This is a genomic window from Alicyclobacillus cycloheptanicus, assembly GCF_028751525.1.
Classification (GTDB): Bacteria; Bacillota; Bacilli; order Alicyclobacillales; family Alicyclobacillaceae; genus Alicyclobacillus_L; species Alicyclobacillus_L cycloheptanicus.
In genome coordinates this window covers 2313250-2328970 of record NZ_CP067097.1, presented here as the reverse complement: position 1 = coordinate 2328970, position 15721 = coordinate 2313250, and the positions used below count along the sequence as shown (strand labels likewise).

Annotated in this window: 14 protein-coding genes; 4 read left to right on the top strand and 10 right to left on the bottom strand. The window is 57.7% G+C overall.

Features of this window, described 5'->3' with window-relative positions; all coding sequences use genetic code 11:
• Positions 1–17: 17 nt before the first annotated feature.
• The 4 genes from JI721_RS10705 to JI721_RS10690 all read left to right on the top strand — a co-directional run bounded on the left by JI721_RS10705 (position 18) and on the right by JI721_RS10690 (position 2790).
• Positions 18–395: a DUF2512 family protein gene (locus JI721_RS10705; RefSeq protein ID WP_274454875.1), complete on the top strand. Its 378-nt coding sequence runs from the start codon at positions 18–20 to the stop codon at positions 393–395.
• Between the two features lie 109 nt (positions 396–504).
• The gene (locus tag JI721_RS10700; protein ID WP_274454874.1) at positions 505–678 is read left to right on the top strand and encodes a Sec-independent protein translocase family protein; all 174 of its coding nucleotides are present in this window, start codon (positions 505–507) and stop codon (positions 676–678) included.
• A gap of 185 nt (positions 679–863) precedes the next feature.
• Positions 864–1424, top strand: a complete 561-nt coding sequence (locus JI721_RS10695) for a TetR/AcrR family transcriptional regulator (RefSeq protein ID WP_274454873.1) — start codon at positions 864–866, stop codon at positions 1422–1424.
• Positions 1425–1923: 499 nt separating this feature from the next.
• Positions 1924–2790, top strand: coding sequence for a VOC family protein (locus JI721_RS10690; protein WP_274454872.1), 867 nt, complete (start codon positions 1924–1926; stop codon positions 2788–2790).
• A gap of 168 nt (positions 2791–2958) precedes the next feature.
• On the opposite strand, the gene JI721_RS10685 is transcribed toward JI721_RS10690, so the two are convergent.
• From JI721_RS10685 to JI721_RS10640, 10 genes are all read right to left on the bottom strand, one after another.
• The gene (locus JI721_RS10685; protein WP_274454871.1) at positions 2959–4239 is read right to left on the bottom strand and encodes an MFS transporter; all 1281 of its coding nucleotides are present in this window, start codon (positions 4237–4239) and stop codon (positions 2959–2961) included.
• A 21-nt stretch (positions 4240–4260) separates the two neighbouring features.
• A complete protein-coding gene (locus JI721_RS10680; protein WP_274454870.1) occupies positions 4261–4794 on the bottom strand; it encodes a matrixin family metalloprotease in 534 nt (177 codons plus the stop codon).
• Between the two features lie 86 nt (positions 4795–4880).
• Positions 4881–6065 (bottom strand): acyl-CoA dehydrogenase family protein, encoded by a 1185-nt coding sequence (locus JI721_RS10675; protein ID WP_274454868.1) that lies wholly within the window; start codon positions 6063–6065, stop codon positions 4881–4883.
• Between the two features lie 78 nt (positions 6066–6143).
• Positions 6144–7550, bottom strand: coding sequence for a short-chain fatty acid transporter (locus JI721_RS10670; protein ID WP_274454866.1), 1407 nt, complete (start codon positions 7548–7550; stop codon positions 6144–6146).
• A gap of 14 nt (positions 7551–7564) precedes the next feature.
• Positions 7565–8962: an LLM class flavin-dependent oxidoreductase gene (locus JI721_RS10665; RefSeq protein ID WP_274454864.1), complete on the bottom strand. Its 1398-nt coding sequence runs from the start codon at positions 8960–8962 to the stop codon at positions 7565–7567.
• Positions 8963–8996: 34 nt separating this feature from the next.
• A complete protein-coding gene (locus JI721_RS10660) occupies positions 8997–10463 on the bottom strand; it encodes a 4-hydroxyphenylacetate 3-hydroxylase family protein (protein ID WP_407654020.1) in 1467 nt (488 codons plus the stop codon).
• Between the two features lie 124 nt (positions 10464–10587).
• Positions 10588–11790: an S-methyl-5-thioribose kinase gene (gene mtnK / locus JI721_RS10655; RefSeq protein WP_274454862.1), complete on the bottom strand. Its 1203-nt coding sequence runs from the start codon at positions 11788–11790 to the stop codon at positions 10588–10590.
• Between the two features lie 34 nt (positions 11791–11824).
• Positions 11825–12862, bottom strand: a complete 1038-nt coding sequence (locus JI721_RS10650) for an ABC transporter permease (protein ID WP_274454860.1) — start codon at positions 12860–12862, stop codon at positions 11825–11827.
• Entirely contained in the window at positions 12855–14393 is a 1539-nt protein-coding gene (locus tag JI721_RS10645) for a sugar ABC transporter ATP-binding protein (RefSeq protein WP_274454859.1), read from the bottom strand. The genes JI721_RS10650 and JI721_RS10645 overlap by 8 nt, the downstream gene beginning before the upstream one ends.
• A gap of 28 nt (positions 14394–14421) precedes the next feature.
• Positions 14422–15498: a sugar ABC transporter substrate-binding protein gene (locus tag JI721_RS10640; RefSeq protein WP_274454857.1), complete on the bottom strand. Its 1077-nt coding sequence runs from the start codon at positions 15496–15498 to the stop codon at positions 14422–14424.
• Positions 15499–15721: the final 223 nt, after the last annotated feature.

The window sequence follows — 15721 nt, the reverse complement described above, 5'->3', positions numbered from 1 at the left end:
GCAGGAGATGAACCGCCATGGCCGAGTTGACGCTCAATGTAACCAACTTCCTCTTCAAGATGGTCATTGCCATGATGACCATCTGGCTCGCATCGTTGATGGATCCGCTGCTCAGCACTCACAATTGGGCGTTCTTCACAGCAGCCGTCATCGCTGCCGTCGTCGGAACCCTGACGGACTGGCGCATCCTGCCGAAGTTTGGCACTCTGTCGTCGGTCCTGGTCGACCTCGTGTTCAACACGGCCATCATCTGGCTCGTTCCGAATGTGTGGCATGGTCACTACATGCCCTTCACGACAGCGGCGATTTGCGGGGCCGTGATTGCTTTCATCGAGATTGGCGTACACAGCGTCGTGACGCGTGCATGGGCATTGACGAGTCGAGCGGACCGCTGACGAACGCCTATTGACCGGCACGCGCTTCCAATGCTACATTCGTTTCAAGAGAAATTCGGACGTACGTCCGAACATATTCAGTCCATGCGCTTGGAGTGGAGGGATGCCCGTGGCACTGCTCCTGATGATCACATTGGTGGATTTTCTCCTGTTCGCTGTGGTCGGAACGCTCCACCTTTTCACTTCTTGGTGGGGATGGAGCATTATCATCGTCTCCGGTTTACTGGTGTTCGCACCAGAGTTGAGTCGCGCAGCCGCAAAAATCTGTTCTCACAACACCTAGTTCTCTCATCCCAGTCATTGCGCATCCTTGCACAATGCCGCGCATCCATACGGGGCATTGTGCGCGCGTACCGCTTTCCACTGGTGTCTGCGGATCCCCTTCACTTTGTCGTACTTGACGCGTTCTACGCGAAACGTTACATTTTGTTCGTACGCATGTCCGATGAAAAGTGGGCGGAACCATTGATGGAGCGACGGAACCCCAAGGTACTGGCGCAAATCCTCGACGCGACATTCGAATGCCTGGCGAGACAAGGCTCGATGTCCATCAGTCTTCGCGAGATTGCCAAGCACGCTGGCGTAGCACTCAGCCAATTGCACTATTACTTTGATTCCAAAGAAAATTTGCTGGCTGAAGCCGTGTTGTACAAAACTCGTAAAATCATTCAGGAACTGCGTTCCGAACTCCACACAGCTCCGTCTTTGGAAGAACGGATTCATCAATTTGGTCAATTCCTTCGTTCCGATCGCGTCCTTGGTTCGGATTGGCAGAAAGTCTATTTCGATCTGTTATCCAGTTCCATATGGGTGCCGCGTATGGCGGAGGCCATGCGCAGTGTGCAGGAGGAGATGCTTCAGGTTGTACTCGCCGACGACCAACTGCGCATCATGAATCGCAGCGAAGCACGCCTCATCTTGGCTGCGCTTGACGGATTGGCGCTGCAATATTTACAAGGTGCACCCGACGAGGAATTGCAAACTGCGTATGAATTACTGGGTAAGGCTTTGATTCGGCTCCGCGGATGATGCCGGTTTGTGAACGACACCGTGATCACGGCCGATGCTGGATAGACCGCGTACTGATGGAATGAAACAGCCTGCCCGCGCTCAAGAGGGGCGCGGGTCCCCCTCGGCATGTCCCCCTCGACCTTTCCCGCCACACAAACCGAACGCAAGCGATTCAGCTTGCATGTTGACCGCGCCCCAAATTCGTGGTAATGTCAAGTAAACCCGTGTAAACAGACCGGATTAATATGAATACCGACCAGGCGACTGGAGGCTCTTCGCACACTTGTTTATCAAGCGGCCGAGAGTCTCTTTTTGAATTTTCAACGCATCATCCTTGCATGGGTCTGTGAGATGAGTGAGATTGGGGCGGCAGAAATGAAATCACTCTCGAACGAATTTTATCAAGTTTCACTTTCCCGCAGCCAGTTCAGCGACTGGCAGTCAGCGTTATCGACGATTCGAACACAGATCGAGCAATCCGAAATCAAAATTGTGGATATCAAGAGGGTGGGAAACGATGAGTTGGTCATCATTTATCGCCTCAGGCATGCAAGAGAACGGTAACACCGCGTTGGCGGGCACCACGACCTGGATTGACCACATCTTACAGCCGATGGACTGCCGCGCGTGCGTCGATGTTGAACCGACACTGCGAAGGCTTGGATTTCATCGCATTCATCACGTATCGACCGCGGACGCACGCACGCATTATACAACGTTCGCAGCGGGCAATGTGCTTTTGCAGTTTATGCCCACCACCGCTCCCCTCCGTTCTGCCCGTGCAGCAGGGCAAGCGGGCGTAACCAGGCCAAGGGCGCACCACCATGTGCCCTGGATTGCCCTTGGAACCGATGATATTGAACACAAAGCGGTTGAGCTGCGCGCGAAGGGGTTTCGCGTCAGCGACCCCGTTCCTTACGTGGAAATCCTTTGCAGTGACAACCTGATGCGCTCAAAAATCATCCACGTGGAAAGCGCCAGCGGACTGGGTATCCCTTGTCCTTGTTTTGTCCAGTGGGAACCGGCGGAGACACAGCATGCCTCATCCGCTCGACCGCCGCTCGACCCGCGTGCCCCGAGACTTCGTGAGATCGCCATTGCCGTCGAAAACCTCCCACGCGTCGTCGAACATTGGGGTGCGCTGACCAAGAGCGCCCCGAGTGAAAGTTGGATTCAGTCCGACATTCAGGCGTATTGCGTCCGCATCCCCGTACAAGATGAATTCATTACCCTTTGCGAGCCGATTGGCGCGGGCAAGATTCGCGACCTCCTGCGCATCCACGGACCCCAGCCCTTTCTCTTCTCCTTTCATGAAGCACCGGAAAATCGTGAACTGGAACTGCAAGGCATCACACTGCGCTTGGAAAAGCAGGCTCAACACTGAGCGAACGGCACAGCCTCATCCGATGAACCGGCTGGGGCAGGCAGCTTCGCCACAGAAATTGGGCGGTTCCCAAAGGCAATGGATTGCCTTTGGGAACCGCCCTTTCGCGAGCGGATGGTCAGCAAGTGCCCGCTTCGTGCCAGCTGCTGCCTGTCTGCGGGATGGCAGCTATTGCCCGCTTGGTGCAATGGGCTGTGCAACCCCGTTCATGAACCGGGACTGCGGCACTTTTCGAAGCCAAAGCGCTGCGATGATGCCAATGAAAGAAGCCACCGCCAGCACACTGAACGCCGGCCACCACACGTGCGCATCCGCAGAATTCACCACGTGGTTTTCATTTTTCACCATTGCGCCAAACACCGTAGGACCAAAGACGGTCATCAAGTAGCCGATGGCGGACTGGAATCCGAGCAAGGTGGTCCGGACGCGCGGTTCGGACATCTCGGTCAGGCCCGCCTTGTACTGCGCGGAGTCGGCAATCACCCAAAATCCCACCCAAAATCCGACGATGGTCATGAGCGTTGCCTGATGCACGGTCCATCCAATCACCAACTCTCCGATGCCAGAGCAAACCAGGGCAATCAGAATGGAGCGCAGACGTCCGACGCGATCGGCAAAAATTCCCCACAGATAGGACGATGGCGCACCAATCAGAATGATGATGGCCGCGAGAATGCCTCCGTATCGCGTCGCATGGTCCAAACTCGCGCCGGTCATCACGACGGAAGCCACCATCGCAGGCCCAATCCAGCCCCAGAAACTATACAATTCCCACATGTGTCCGCAGTACGAGAGAGTGATGATGCCAGGCCCTGCGTATCCCCCGCTTGGACTGAGCCGAGGCAGCGCAGCGACCGGCCGTGCTGCCCCATCGTACGCCAATCGGGACTGTGCAGGGGATTCGTGAATCCAAAACAGCAGGATGGCGCCAATCAGAGCAGGAAGTGATGACCAGACGATCCCGGCGCGCCACCCGAAGCTGGCGGCAATGGGCGCAGCGAGAAAATACCCGCCCGCATAGGCCGCGGTCAGGGCACCGGTGTAGGCCCCGATGGCCGTGCCGCGGCGCTGCGGCTCAAACCAGTTGGACAAGAGCGACATGCCCGGCGCATAAATCGCGCCCGCCGCCATCCCGGTCAGCAAGCGCAAGATGAGAATCGACACGAAGCCGTTCGACACCAGGCCAAACAGCATGGAAAAGACGAAAGTAGCGAACGTGGCTGTGATGAGAACCCGCTTGATTCCGACGCGATCGGCCAGCCATCCGGTAAAGGGGACGACAATCACATACCCGAGCTGAAAGAGGGACAGGATAAGCCCGGATTGGAACGGATTGATATGGTACTGCTTGGACAACAAACCGGAAACCGCAGAGTAGTTATACCAGGGAACGTAGCTGAGCAGCATGGACAAGCACATCAAGACGAGGATTCCGGTCTTGTTTTTCATCGCGTGGTCCTCCTTCAACAGTCAAGAAATCTCAATGATACCCTCGAGTTGCTGAACACATGACGCGCACAGCCGGGTTGTTCGACGCAACGCTGCAGCAGGCGTATGCACGGGGTGCATCAGACAGGCGCGGCGACAGTGTGCAAGCCCCAACAAATGTCCGACCTCATGAGCAGCGATGGAAACGGCGCCTTCGGGACCGGCCCACTTGGCGGATACCAGTGCCGTGCCGTCTCCGCTGACCCCGCCCAGGCGAACGTGCAGGCCGTGCGACAAATGATGGTCGACCACCCAAAGCCGTGCCGTCTGGCGCCCGGAAGACAGCCCCGCTAACAGCGTGTTGACATCGGCGGCGCCAGAATACGCATCGAGGGCGGCAGGGGTGACGCCCTTCGGCTGGGCGTCCACCACGCACGACACCCGCCGCCCATAGACGTCTGCCAATCGCGCCGCGATGCGCGGTAAAAGCCACGCCAGGCCAGGGGCCGCGCAGAGCTCAAGCCCCAATGCCCGCCCTTCGTGGAAACGGAACTGCGCAGGACTGGTCAAGTTCATCACCCGCAACCTTGTTTTGCGCCGCGCGCATGCCACCCCGCATGCGCCCGCCCGCTCGCGCCAGTCTTCTCGCGCGCCAGCCCCCTTCAAGAATAGTAACCAGGTTCAGGGGCCTCCCCGTTGACAAACCAATTGCCAACGTTTCGCTGCTTAAATTCGGCCGGGTTGTGCAAGGTGTGGGTGCGCACGTTGCGCCAGAAGCGATCGAACCCGTATTGAGACGCCGTGGCGCGTGCGCCCATCACTTCAAAGATGCGGGACGTAATCTCCAGTGCCACGTTCCCCGCGTGAACATTGGCTGCGGCGACTAGAACAGCACATTCCCCCCTTTCCGCCTCGGTCAAGTTCTGCTCCTTCTCCCAGACCTCGTCGAGCTTCTCCCAGGCCTTCTCTGCCAGCGTGAGGGCAGACTGGCAGCGAATCCACAGGTCGCCGTAGCGGCTGAGGGTGGAAGGTTCCTCCGACGCCTTCGACACGCCCGACCGGTACCAGGCCCTGGCGCGTTCCAACGTGTAGTGCCTGGCTTCCTCCAAGGCACCTTGCGCGCTGCCCACGAACACGGCAGACAAAATCGACTGCGAAAGAATCGGCGTCAACGTCGAAAAGGGGCGGTCGTTGGCATAGGGTTTGACGAGGACCTCTTCGTCGTCCAGCCTCACATCGTGAAAGGAAACCGTCCCGCTTCCGGTTTGCCGCTGCCCCATGCAGTCCCAGTCATCGTGAACTTGCACCCCGGGCCGGCGCGTGGGCACCATGCCCTTCAAAAATTCTCCGGTCTGCGCGTCGCGCCAGGAAATCACGAGCATATCGGAATCAGGCGACCCGGAACTGAACGACTTGACGCCGTTCACAATCACGCCGCCGTCCATGCGCTCCCCGACTGTTCGATCGTCCAGTGGATTGACCGAATTTCCCCAGAAATATTGATTCGCAGCCGTCTCGCGGTAGTACCTGCGCTGCTGCGCTTCCGTTCCAGCCAAGTGCACAGCCGTTAAGCTGAGAAAGTGATAGCCGTACAGATGAGCCAGCGCCGCGTCGGTGCGCGCGAACTCCCGCACGACGCGCAGCACAGCCGACCACGGTTGGCCGTCTCCGCCGTATTCCTGCGGAATCAACAACTTCAACAAACCACTTTCCCGGATCCAATCACGCTGTATCTTCGGCGTTCCGCCGAGCCGGTCGCGTTCCACCGCATCTTGACGAAACCGTTCTGACAGTTCTCTCGCTGTTTGAAGGAAACTGTACTGCTGATTGGCTGATGACGTCTCCACATCGATTCCTCCCGCCTTTGGGACCGTCTCGTGCACCGCGATGCGGCATGCTGCCTGTCCCCCGGGTCACGTCGCGCTCTACCACAGCAAGACCGTTGCCGCATAAACCACGCCGACCCAAAGAAACGGCACGATGGTGTAGCCCATAATCTGACGAACGTTCAGCCGTGCGACGGACAAAATCGGGATCAGCCAGAACGGCTGCACCAAATCGTTCCACGAGCAGCCCATTTGTACGGCCATGCTGGTTTTCGCAATGCTGGCGCCCACATGTTTCGCGGCCTCAATCATAAACGGCCCCTGAATGGCCCAATGACCACCCGAAGATGGTGCAAAAAAGTTGATAATGAAGGAACTCAAAAACCCAAAGAAGGGCAGTGTATGCGCGGTAGACAGATTGACCATCCATTTGGAAATCGCCACGGCCAAGCCTGACCCCTGCATCATCCCCATGATGCCCGCGTAGAACGGGAACTGAAGAACGATCCCGCCGATGCTCCGCACCCCTTGCGATACCGCCTGCACGTACGCCATCGGCGTCCCGTGGCACAGCAGCCCCGCGAAGAGGAAGATGGCGTTGAGCGTATTGATGTCCAACGACCCACCCGTCCAAAAGTGATAGACCAGGTAACCGATGCCCATCAACGCAATGACGGCATTGAGTGGCCAAGCGCGTTCCAGGCGTTCGCCGATGGCGGAGCCCCGCTTGCTGGACGCAAGACCCGCAGCAGGGGACGATGCTGCTGGCTGCGGCGGCTGCTCCTCGTTCTCCCACGCGGCAGGGTTCACGTCGAGCACGTCGCTGGCTTTCGGGTGAATCCAAAGATTCAAAATCGGCAGCGTCACGAGGAGGATTCCCACGTCGATGAGCACTCCGGGGAGAAAGATGGTTTGCTTCAATGAAACCAGCCCGCCGATGGACGCCGCGAACGGATTGCCCGCCGTTGCCAGGGTGATGGGAATCGTCGCGGAGATGCCGAGCCCGTAGACAATCCAGCCCGAGTATGCGCTGGAAAACAGCAGCGGATAATGGACACCGCGGATGCGCTTCGCCAGCTCCTGGGCCATGAGCGCCCCTGCGATAAGGCCAAACCCCCAGCTGATATACGAAGCACATGCGGCCACGACCGTCACACACAGGATGGCCCCGCGGGGGGTATGAAACCTTGAGGCGACCCAGTTGAACAGACGCGCCACGGGTTTCGAGGCCGCGAGTGCATATCCGGTGACGACGACCAGTGCCACTTGCATTGAAAACTCCAGGAAGCTCCAAAAACCGGTGGACCAGTCGTTGACCATCGCACCGAGGCTCTGATGGACGACCGTCATCCCCAGCACCACCATGACCAGCGTCAAGACAATCACCAATACAAACGGGTCAGGCAGGTAGCGCTCCATCAAATCCGCAAAAAAATCGGTCACACGCTGCAACACGTTTTTCGAAGACTCGTATCCAGGCTGCAACACAGCCACGTCCTGCTCCACGACTGCGCCCTCCTTCATCCGCTCACGGACGGAACCTTGCCCTGAAACTTGGCCCGAACCTGCCTGGCTGGGTGGTGGTCTGGCAGGTACTGCCTTCCCCCATACAGGTTGCCGCGCAGGGTGTCCGCCTCGTAATCGGTCCATACCACACCACGCTGCTGCAGGACGGGCACGACGAGATCGACGAAGTCTTCAAACGTTCCGGGCGTGACGGCGTAGGCAATGTTGAATCCGTCGACCCCCGCCTCCTCGACCCATGCCTGCATGGTGTCCGCAATGACTTCCGGCGTGCCCACGAACACGGGCCCGCGTCCGCCAATCCCAATGAATTTTGCAATTTCGTCCACCGTCCACTTGCGGTCCGGGTCCATGCGGGTGAACACCTCGACTGCGGAACGAATGGCTTCGTTTTCCACATACGTCAGAGTTTCATCCGGTCCGTACTTGGACAAGTCAAGCCCGCTCCAGCCGCCGTACAAGGCGAGTGCGCCGTCGCGGCTCGCGTGCTTGGCATAATCCTGGAACTTAGCTTCCGCCTCCGCCTGCGTCCGTCCGACTATCGGGGTGAACATCGAAAACACCCGCAGTTCGGATGCGTCACGGCCGATCTTCTCTGCGTCCTCCCGCAGCGACTGCACGTACTTCTTGGCCATCGGAATGGTCGGCGCAATGACAAAGACACACTCCGCGTGCCTGGCTGCGAGTGCTCGCCCCCGAGCCGAAGCCCCCGCCTGATAGAGCACAGGAGTCCGCTGCGGGGACGGTTCACACAGGTGAATGCCCGGAACGTGAAAATAGGTTCCGTGGTGGTCGATGGGGTGGACCTTTAACGGATCGGCAAACACGCCTTGGTGCCGGTCGCGGACCACCGCGTCGTCCTCCCAGCTGCCCTCCCAGAGCTTGTAGCACACTTCGAGGTATTCCTCGGCGAGGTCATAGCGCGCGTCGTGGCTCACCTGCCGCTGCAACCCGAGGTTCCGGGCGGCGCTATCCAAGTAGGAAGTCACGATGTTCCACCCAACCCGCCCTTTCGTCAGGTGGTCCAGGGTGGACATCCTGCGGGCGAACACATAGGGCGGCTCGTAGCTCACGGACGATGTCACGCCAAACCCCAGGTGTGTGGTTGCCGCTGCCATGACCGGAATCACGAGCATCGGGTCGTTGACTGGAATTTGAGCCGCCGTGTGCACGGCGGCATGGTACGAGCCTTGGTAGACGTCGTAGACACCCAGTACATCCGCCAGAAACACGGCGTCAAACCGACCGCGTTCGAGCGTGCGCGCCAGGTCCGTCCAATACGCCATGTCTGTGTACTGATACCCTCGGTCCGCTGGGTGCGTCCAAAGTCCAGGGGATTGATGACCGACACAGTTCATGACAAACGCGTTGAGATACATCCGTTTCTGCTTCACGACGATACAAGTCCCTCCTTCGGCAAAGCGCGGTTCAGTCCGCCGGTGCCTCGTTCCGTTGCTGGTCAATCAACCCCCACACCGCCCGGGTGTACAGCGCCTTGTCTGCATTCAGGTATTGATTGGCGAACATTCGCACCGGGTCTCCGGCATAGTAGCGTTCATAGAGTTGGTGGCGTGCGCCGAGCTGACTGCCGATGAGGTCCCAGCCGAGCTGAAACAGCTTGACCTTCCGCTCCGCCGAAACGCTGGCACCGGCATAGTACTTGTCAATCAACTGCGCGACTGAACCGTCGTACGCTGACGACCCGGCCGGCACCTGCATGAAGCCGCCGGCGCCGATTTGCTGCAGAATCTCGATGGCCCTCGGATAATACTGACTGTTCAAATTGCGCGCGGTATCGAGGAAGCTGATGGCCGGAATCTGGTTTCCAAATGCGTCGGGACGGGCGTGCGCCTCCGACGCCGTCACAAGCGCCTCGAGCGTGTTCACCTGCATCAACAGTTCGCCAAGTTTTTCTTGCACGTGCAAAAAGCCGTTGACGCCAATCGCCTCGGCAATGGCGCAGCCAACCCCTGCCACGAACCGAAGCTTTGCAGCCGCGCGAACCACCGTCTGATGGAAAGCCAGCGCATTCGCCGATGTGTTTTGACGCAAGCGCCAGACCGCCTCCGGGTTGTCCTTGAGCAGGACGCGTTCCCACGGCACCAGCACGTCGTCAAAAATCAGCACGGCGTCCATCTCGTCGTATTGGCTGCTGAGTGGATGGGCGGTGCGGTCAGGGACAGTAAACGGCTCCCGGCAAATCATGTGCAGTCCCTGCAAGTTCGCGGGGACAATGAGGGCGTGTGCATAGGCGGGGTGTGCCTGGTCGACATGATGAAATGGAAAGACCAGAAAGTCATGTGAATACGGCCCAGCCGTCGCAATCATTTTGGCACCGCGAATCACCACGCCCTCCTCGTTTTCTGCAACGATTCGCAGCACAGCGTCTGGATTCTGGTCATCCAGCCGCTTGGCACGATTGATTTGCGGGTCTAGCAGCGCCGTGGTCGAAAACAGGTCGTGATCGCGGGCTGATTCGTAATACTTTGAAATCTTGTCGGGAAAATGCTTGTCATCCGCCCGGAAGGCCTCGCGTACCGCATACCACCCGGTTACCATCGACCTCGCATAGTCCGACAGGCGGCTCATGACCCCCTGTGTCTGATCCGCCCAATCCTGGAACGCCGCCGTGCGACGTGCTAAATCTTCGCGGCTTCTCGGGACCAGGAACGCATTGTGCGCGTACCGGCCCGTGTCCTGGACCAGAAATCCAATTTGCTCACGCACGCCCTCCTCATCCAAACGGTCAAACAGCCGCCCAATGGTCGTCAGGGTTGCGCGAAAGGCGGGGTGCTCCGCCACCTTTTCAACTCGCTCGCCGTTCAGCCATACTGTGCGGCCGTCGTCCAGACTCTTGACATACTGCTCGCCTCGTGTCAGGGTTCGCATGCTCATCCTCAAGACTCCTTCATGTGTCCTCATCTCACAGTGCGTTCAGTATACAGAGCGGCCTCGCGGCCGCTCAATATAAATTACACAATTCCAATCGAATTAGTTAGTATTTGATATAACATGATGATCAGTCGAACATGCAGCCAATCAGGTCTTCAATCGTCTGCAGTTGCCGCCGGGTTCGGATCAGGCGCACCGCGACCGTCAGCGCAGCACGCTCCAGTGGTGCCCGTATCTGCTCGTCCGCGATACTGTCCAAGTCCGCAACGTGGGCCAGTCCGAGTACGCGCCGAATCATCTCAACGCCGGCAAACCCTGCGGTATCCTGAAGAAGAGACACGAGATACGCTGTTTTGTAACGCTCGTTTTTCCACAGAACCGCCTCGTCATCCCACAGCGAACAGAACGTCCGCTCAAATACCTCCCAGATTTGCTCGAGCGTGCTGACGATCCAAGCCTGGTAGTCACGGCAGGATGCTTCAGAGGGGGCGTGATGGGCCTGCGAAATGTAACTGAGGGCGAAGTTCCCCGCCAATGACCCAATGTCAAATCCGATGGGGCCGTAACAGGCGAACTCAGGGTCGATGACCTTGGTCTCCGCCTGATTCACCATGATGGACCCCGTGTGGAGGTCACCGTGAATCAATGCCTGGGATTGCGACATGAATTTTTCCCGCAGTTGGAAAACCTCTGCGAGCAGCTCTTCATCGGCTTGAAGTTCCAGCACGTACGCCTCGAGACTTCCGCTGTACCTGTTTTCGGGGTGCTGCATGAACGGGTGGGTGAACACCAGGTCTTCCGTCACTTTGCACAGTGCCGGGTTCGCAAAATCGCACACCATTTTCTTTTTGGTCTCCGAGGATAGATACAAATTGGATGTATAAAACAAGGAACGCGCAAGAAAGGTCCCCAAGTGCACAGTACAGTGGGGATATTTGACCTGCTTCATCATGCCGCGGCGCATCACGAGGTGTTGATGAAGGTCCTCCATGACGAGTGCATGCATGTCCGGATCGTACAGATAAATTCTTGGCACCCACTCCGGACAGTACGCTGCCTCAACCTGTAAAGCGCCCGCTTCAATGCGAATTCGGTCAAGCGGGACGCCGAAGCTTTCGCCCACGGACCGGGCATACGGAAGCGCCTGCTTGACAATCACGGACGGCCCGTCCGGCGCCGCAGCCGCTCGGACTCGAAACACGAGGTTCATGTTGCCGTCGGCCAAATCTGACGTCTCCAGCGCTTGTTCCGAAGGGAACCACTTTGCAGATTCCGGATTTTTTCTGATGTATTCAACAAGGGTCTGCTCGTCAAGTGCCTGATAAGTCATGCGTACTCCCTCCAGCACTGCCGTGCGAATCTGATTATGCCTGGCGTTTGCGGTTGGAAAACGCCGTAAACGCGATGGCGAGAATGAGTAACCCACCCTGAAAAATATTTTGCGCTGTGTACGGGACGTTCAACATGGTCAGCCCGGTGAGAAGCACGGAGAGGAACAGTGCGCCCACGAACGTTCCGACGACGTTGGCGCGGTTCATCCCCCAGACGGAAAACCCCATATACGTCGCCGTCACAGCGTTCAATAAGTAGGGAGCCCCCGCCTCGTTTTCACCGGATCCCAGCAGAGAGGCTAAAACAAGGCCGCCAACAGCTGCCAACACCCCCGACAACACGTACGCGAAGGCTCGATAACGGTGCACCGGAATCCCCGCAATTCGGGAAGCTTCCGGATTGTCCCCCGTGGCGTAAAACTGCCGCCCCCAACGCGTTTTTTCGAATAGGTAGAACATGACGGCGCCGATGATGACCGTGAGGATAATTGGGAACGGAACGCCAAACAGCTTGCCGTTCGCGATGTAGTTGAAACCCGGCCAGAACGTGCCCGGCGCCGTTTTCCCCGAAGACAACGCCATTTGCGGATAAATATTCTCGCCGTTCGAGTAGGTTTGCTGAATGCCGTCCACGGCAAACATCATGCCCAAGGTGACTAACAGGTCAGGCATTTTGAAGCGGACAATAAAGAGGGCGTTGACCAATCCAACGGCGGCACCCACTGCCAGTGGCACCACAATCGCGATCCAAAGCGGCGCCTTGTGCAATACCATCAGCCCAGCCGCGACCATCGACGCAAGGCTGGCGATGGAGCCAATCGAGACGTCGAATCCGTTCACCACCAGGGATGACATCACGCCCAAGGAAATGAAGAACATGATGGACGTCGACACCAAAATATCGGCGAAGTCAGAAACGGTCAAAAACTTTGGGCGCAGGATGCTGAAAACCAAGATGATGAGGACAAAAATCGCCACCGTGCCGTATTTGCCGAGCAGAAACTTTGGGTCGGCGGCAGCTCGCTTTGCGGCAGGCTGCACGGGCTCAGACAAGGTTGGTACGTCAGCCATGGAGCATACCTCCTTTCCCACCTGTTGCATAGCGCATCAACGCATCGGTCCCGATGTCCTCGCTGGTTTCGTAGACGATTCGCCCGCGGTGCATGACCAGGATACGGTCCGCATTGCCAATCGCTTCATCCAATTCAGAAGTAGCCATCAAGACAGACACCCCTCGTTCCGCCATGTCGCGAATCAATCGATAGATACCGGACCTGGCCCCCACATCCACGCCTTTGGTGGGTTCATCCAAGATCAGCAATTTCGTTGCAATGCGCAGCCATTTCGCAAACACGACCTTTTGCTGGTTCCCTCCGCTGAGTCCCCGTGCCTCGATGGTTAAGCTGGGGGCGACCAATCCAACGGCTTGCCGCAGCGTCTCACCCAATGCTTTTTCCCGCGCCCGGGAGACCCCGCCGGCGAAGCCCTTGACCCCCTGCAAAAACGGCAAGCTCAAATTCTCCAGCACGGAATGACTCAAGTGCAGCCCCTGATGGTGCCTGTCTTCTGGGACAAAACCTGCACCGCGGCGAATCATCGCCCGCGGCGTGTTTCGTACGATTTTCCGGCCTTCCCACAAAATCTCGCCGGAGGTCACCGCATCTAACCCAAACAAAGCGCGCACCAACTCCGTCTTGCCAGCGCCAACCAGCCCGGTCAGCGCGACCACTTCACCTGGGTAAATTTCCAGATTGACGCTGCTCACACCCGCAGGCGTTGACAGGTTGCGGATGGTGACCAATGGCGCCGATGCGGCAGGCCTTTTCCGACGCGCAGGATAGAGGTCCATCGCGTCCTTGTTCAACATCGCCCGGATGGTGCGATCACGCAGCCGCGCTGATTGGCGGTCCTCGTCCGAAACAGGAAATTCGTCGACCAGCCTTCCGTCACGCAGCACAGATATGCGATTCGCGATTTGAAACACTTCATTCAAGTGGTGCGAAACGTACAGAATACCCATCCCTCGCGCACGCAGCTGCTCAAGAACGGTCAACAAATGCGCCGCCTGGTCCGGAGAGAGGGAAGCCGTAGGTTCGTCAAAAATCAGGAAGCGAGCCCGTTCATCCAGCGCGATCGCAATGGCCAGTTTTTGACGATCCGCCGGCCGTAAATTGGCAACCCGCTCATCGAGCGGAATGGTCCCGCCTTCAATGGCTGCCAGTTGCTGCTGTAAACGCGGGGTCACGCCACGCGGCGGAAACACCCACGGCGTGTCCCTGCCAATTCGAGTCTGCAGCAGTAAATTTTCGGCGGTGGAAAGGCTCGGAAACAAACTCACATCAAATTCCTGGTGCAGTGTCCGAATGCCAGCCAAATGAGCCTCGGCCGGATTGTGGAGCGTGACGGGGGTGCCGTCGATCTCGATGGTGCCTTCGTACGCCGTGAACAACCCAGAGAGGACGCTGATCAACGTCGACTTTCCGGCACCGTTGGCCCCAACGAGGGCGTGAATCTCTCCGGGCAGCAAGGTGAACGAAATCTCCTTTAACACTTGAACCGTATCAAACGATTTGCTCAACCCTTTGACAACCAATCCATTCAACGGCGACACTCCCACTTCCACAAAGACTTCACTGCTTTTCTTTCGCCAATTGCTGCAATAAAGGTGAACTGCCTAAGCTGGTTTCACTTGGCAGAATGGAGAGGAAGAAGTCGTGAATGTTTTCACCTTGCGGAGGCAGGTTCGATTGTTCGATCAGTGCTCCGGGAATCCAAATCGACGATGGAATGGACTGCCCGTACGCATCGCGAACCGCATAGTTGACCATGGCGGCCCCGTATTGATAGACATCGTTGGCGGCAGTGGCCTTCCACGGTGAATTGGACTGCTTCATTAAAGCGAGGTCCTGGTTGGACACGTCAATGCCGTAAATCGGGACATTGCGTTGCAACGCCTGCTCTGCCTTGACCGCGCCGATGGCAAACTGGTCCCAAGAAGCCCAAATCGCGCTCAGCTGCCCTGCGTTGGGATACTGCCTCAACAGCGCTTCTGTTCGAGCCATTGTGTCGGAGATGGTGGTATTGCTCGCATCTCCGTAAGTGGCAATGACGTGAATGTCTGGATGTGCCTTTTCAAATGCTTTGAGCGACACCTCCCGCTGCACCATCGGCGTAAAACCACCAACCCAAATGACGGCGATGTTTCCCTTGTTATGAATGCCTTTCGCCAGCGCATCCAATGACAAGGTCGCTAGCTGCTGATTGTTCTCGTTTGCATGCGCGACCCCCTTGACGGGGATGTCCGCTTCCACACTAATCACCTTAATGCCTTGGTTGATGGCCTGTTGAACCGCGGGTGCCAGAGCCGAAGGCTGTGACGCATGGTTGACGATGATGACATCCGGATGCTGGGCGATCACCGCCTGCAACTGACTCACCATTTCCGCCTGGTTATACGAAGCTTGCGTTTCAGTCAGCGTGACATCGGGATAGTTTTGCGCAGCGGCCTTGAGCCCGCTCAAAAACTGCGCAGACCATTCATCGTTGTCGTACAGACTGACCACCGCAATATGTACAGGTTTTACCTTCACAGAATCCGCCGTGTCCGATGTGGCTGCATTGGAAGTCGCGGCTTGTGTCCCGCACCCAGCCGCCAACACCAATGCGGCCGCAATCGGAAAGACTAATTTTTTCATCTGACGCTTCATGCGTGCTCCCCCTCGTCTCTCTCCATCACTGATTTGCCTGCGCCACCGATGCGCACAATTGCCCAAACTGCGGTTCCCGCTGCCACCCCCATGGACCGAACACAAAAAGGTCCACCCTGCCGCCCTTGGCAATCAAGCCAAGGGACTTGGAGACAGGAATGAACCTTCGGTGGACCGATCGGCAAACACTATCTATTTTTGGCTAGTTTAATATCCATTATTC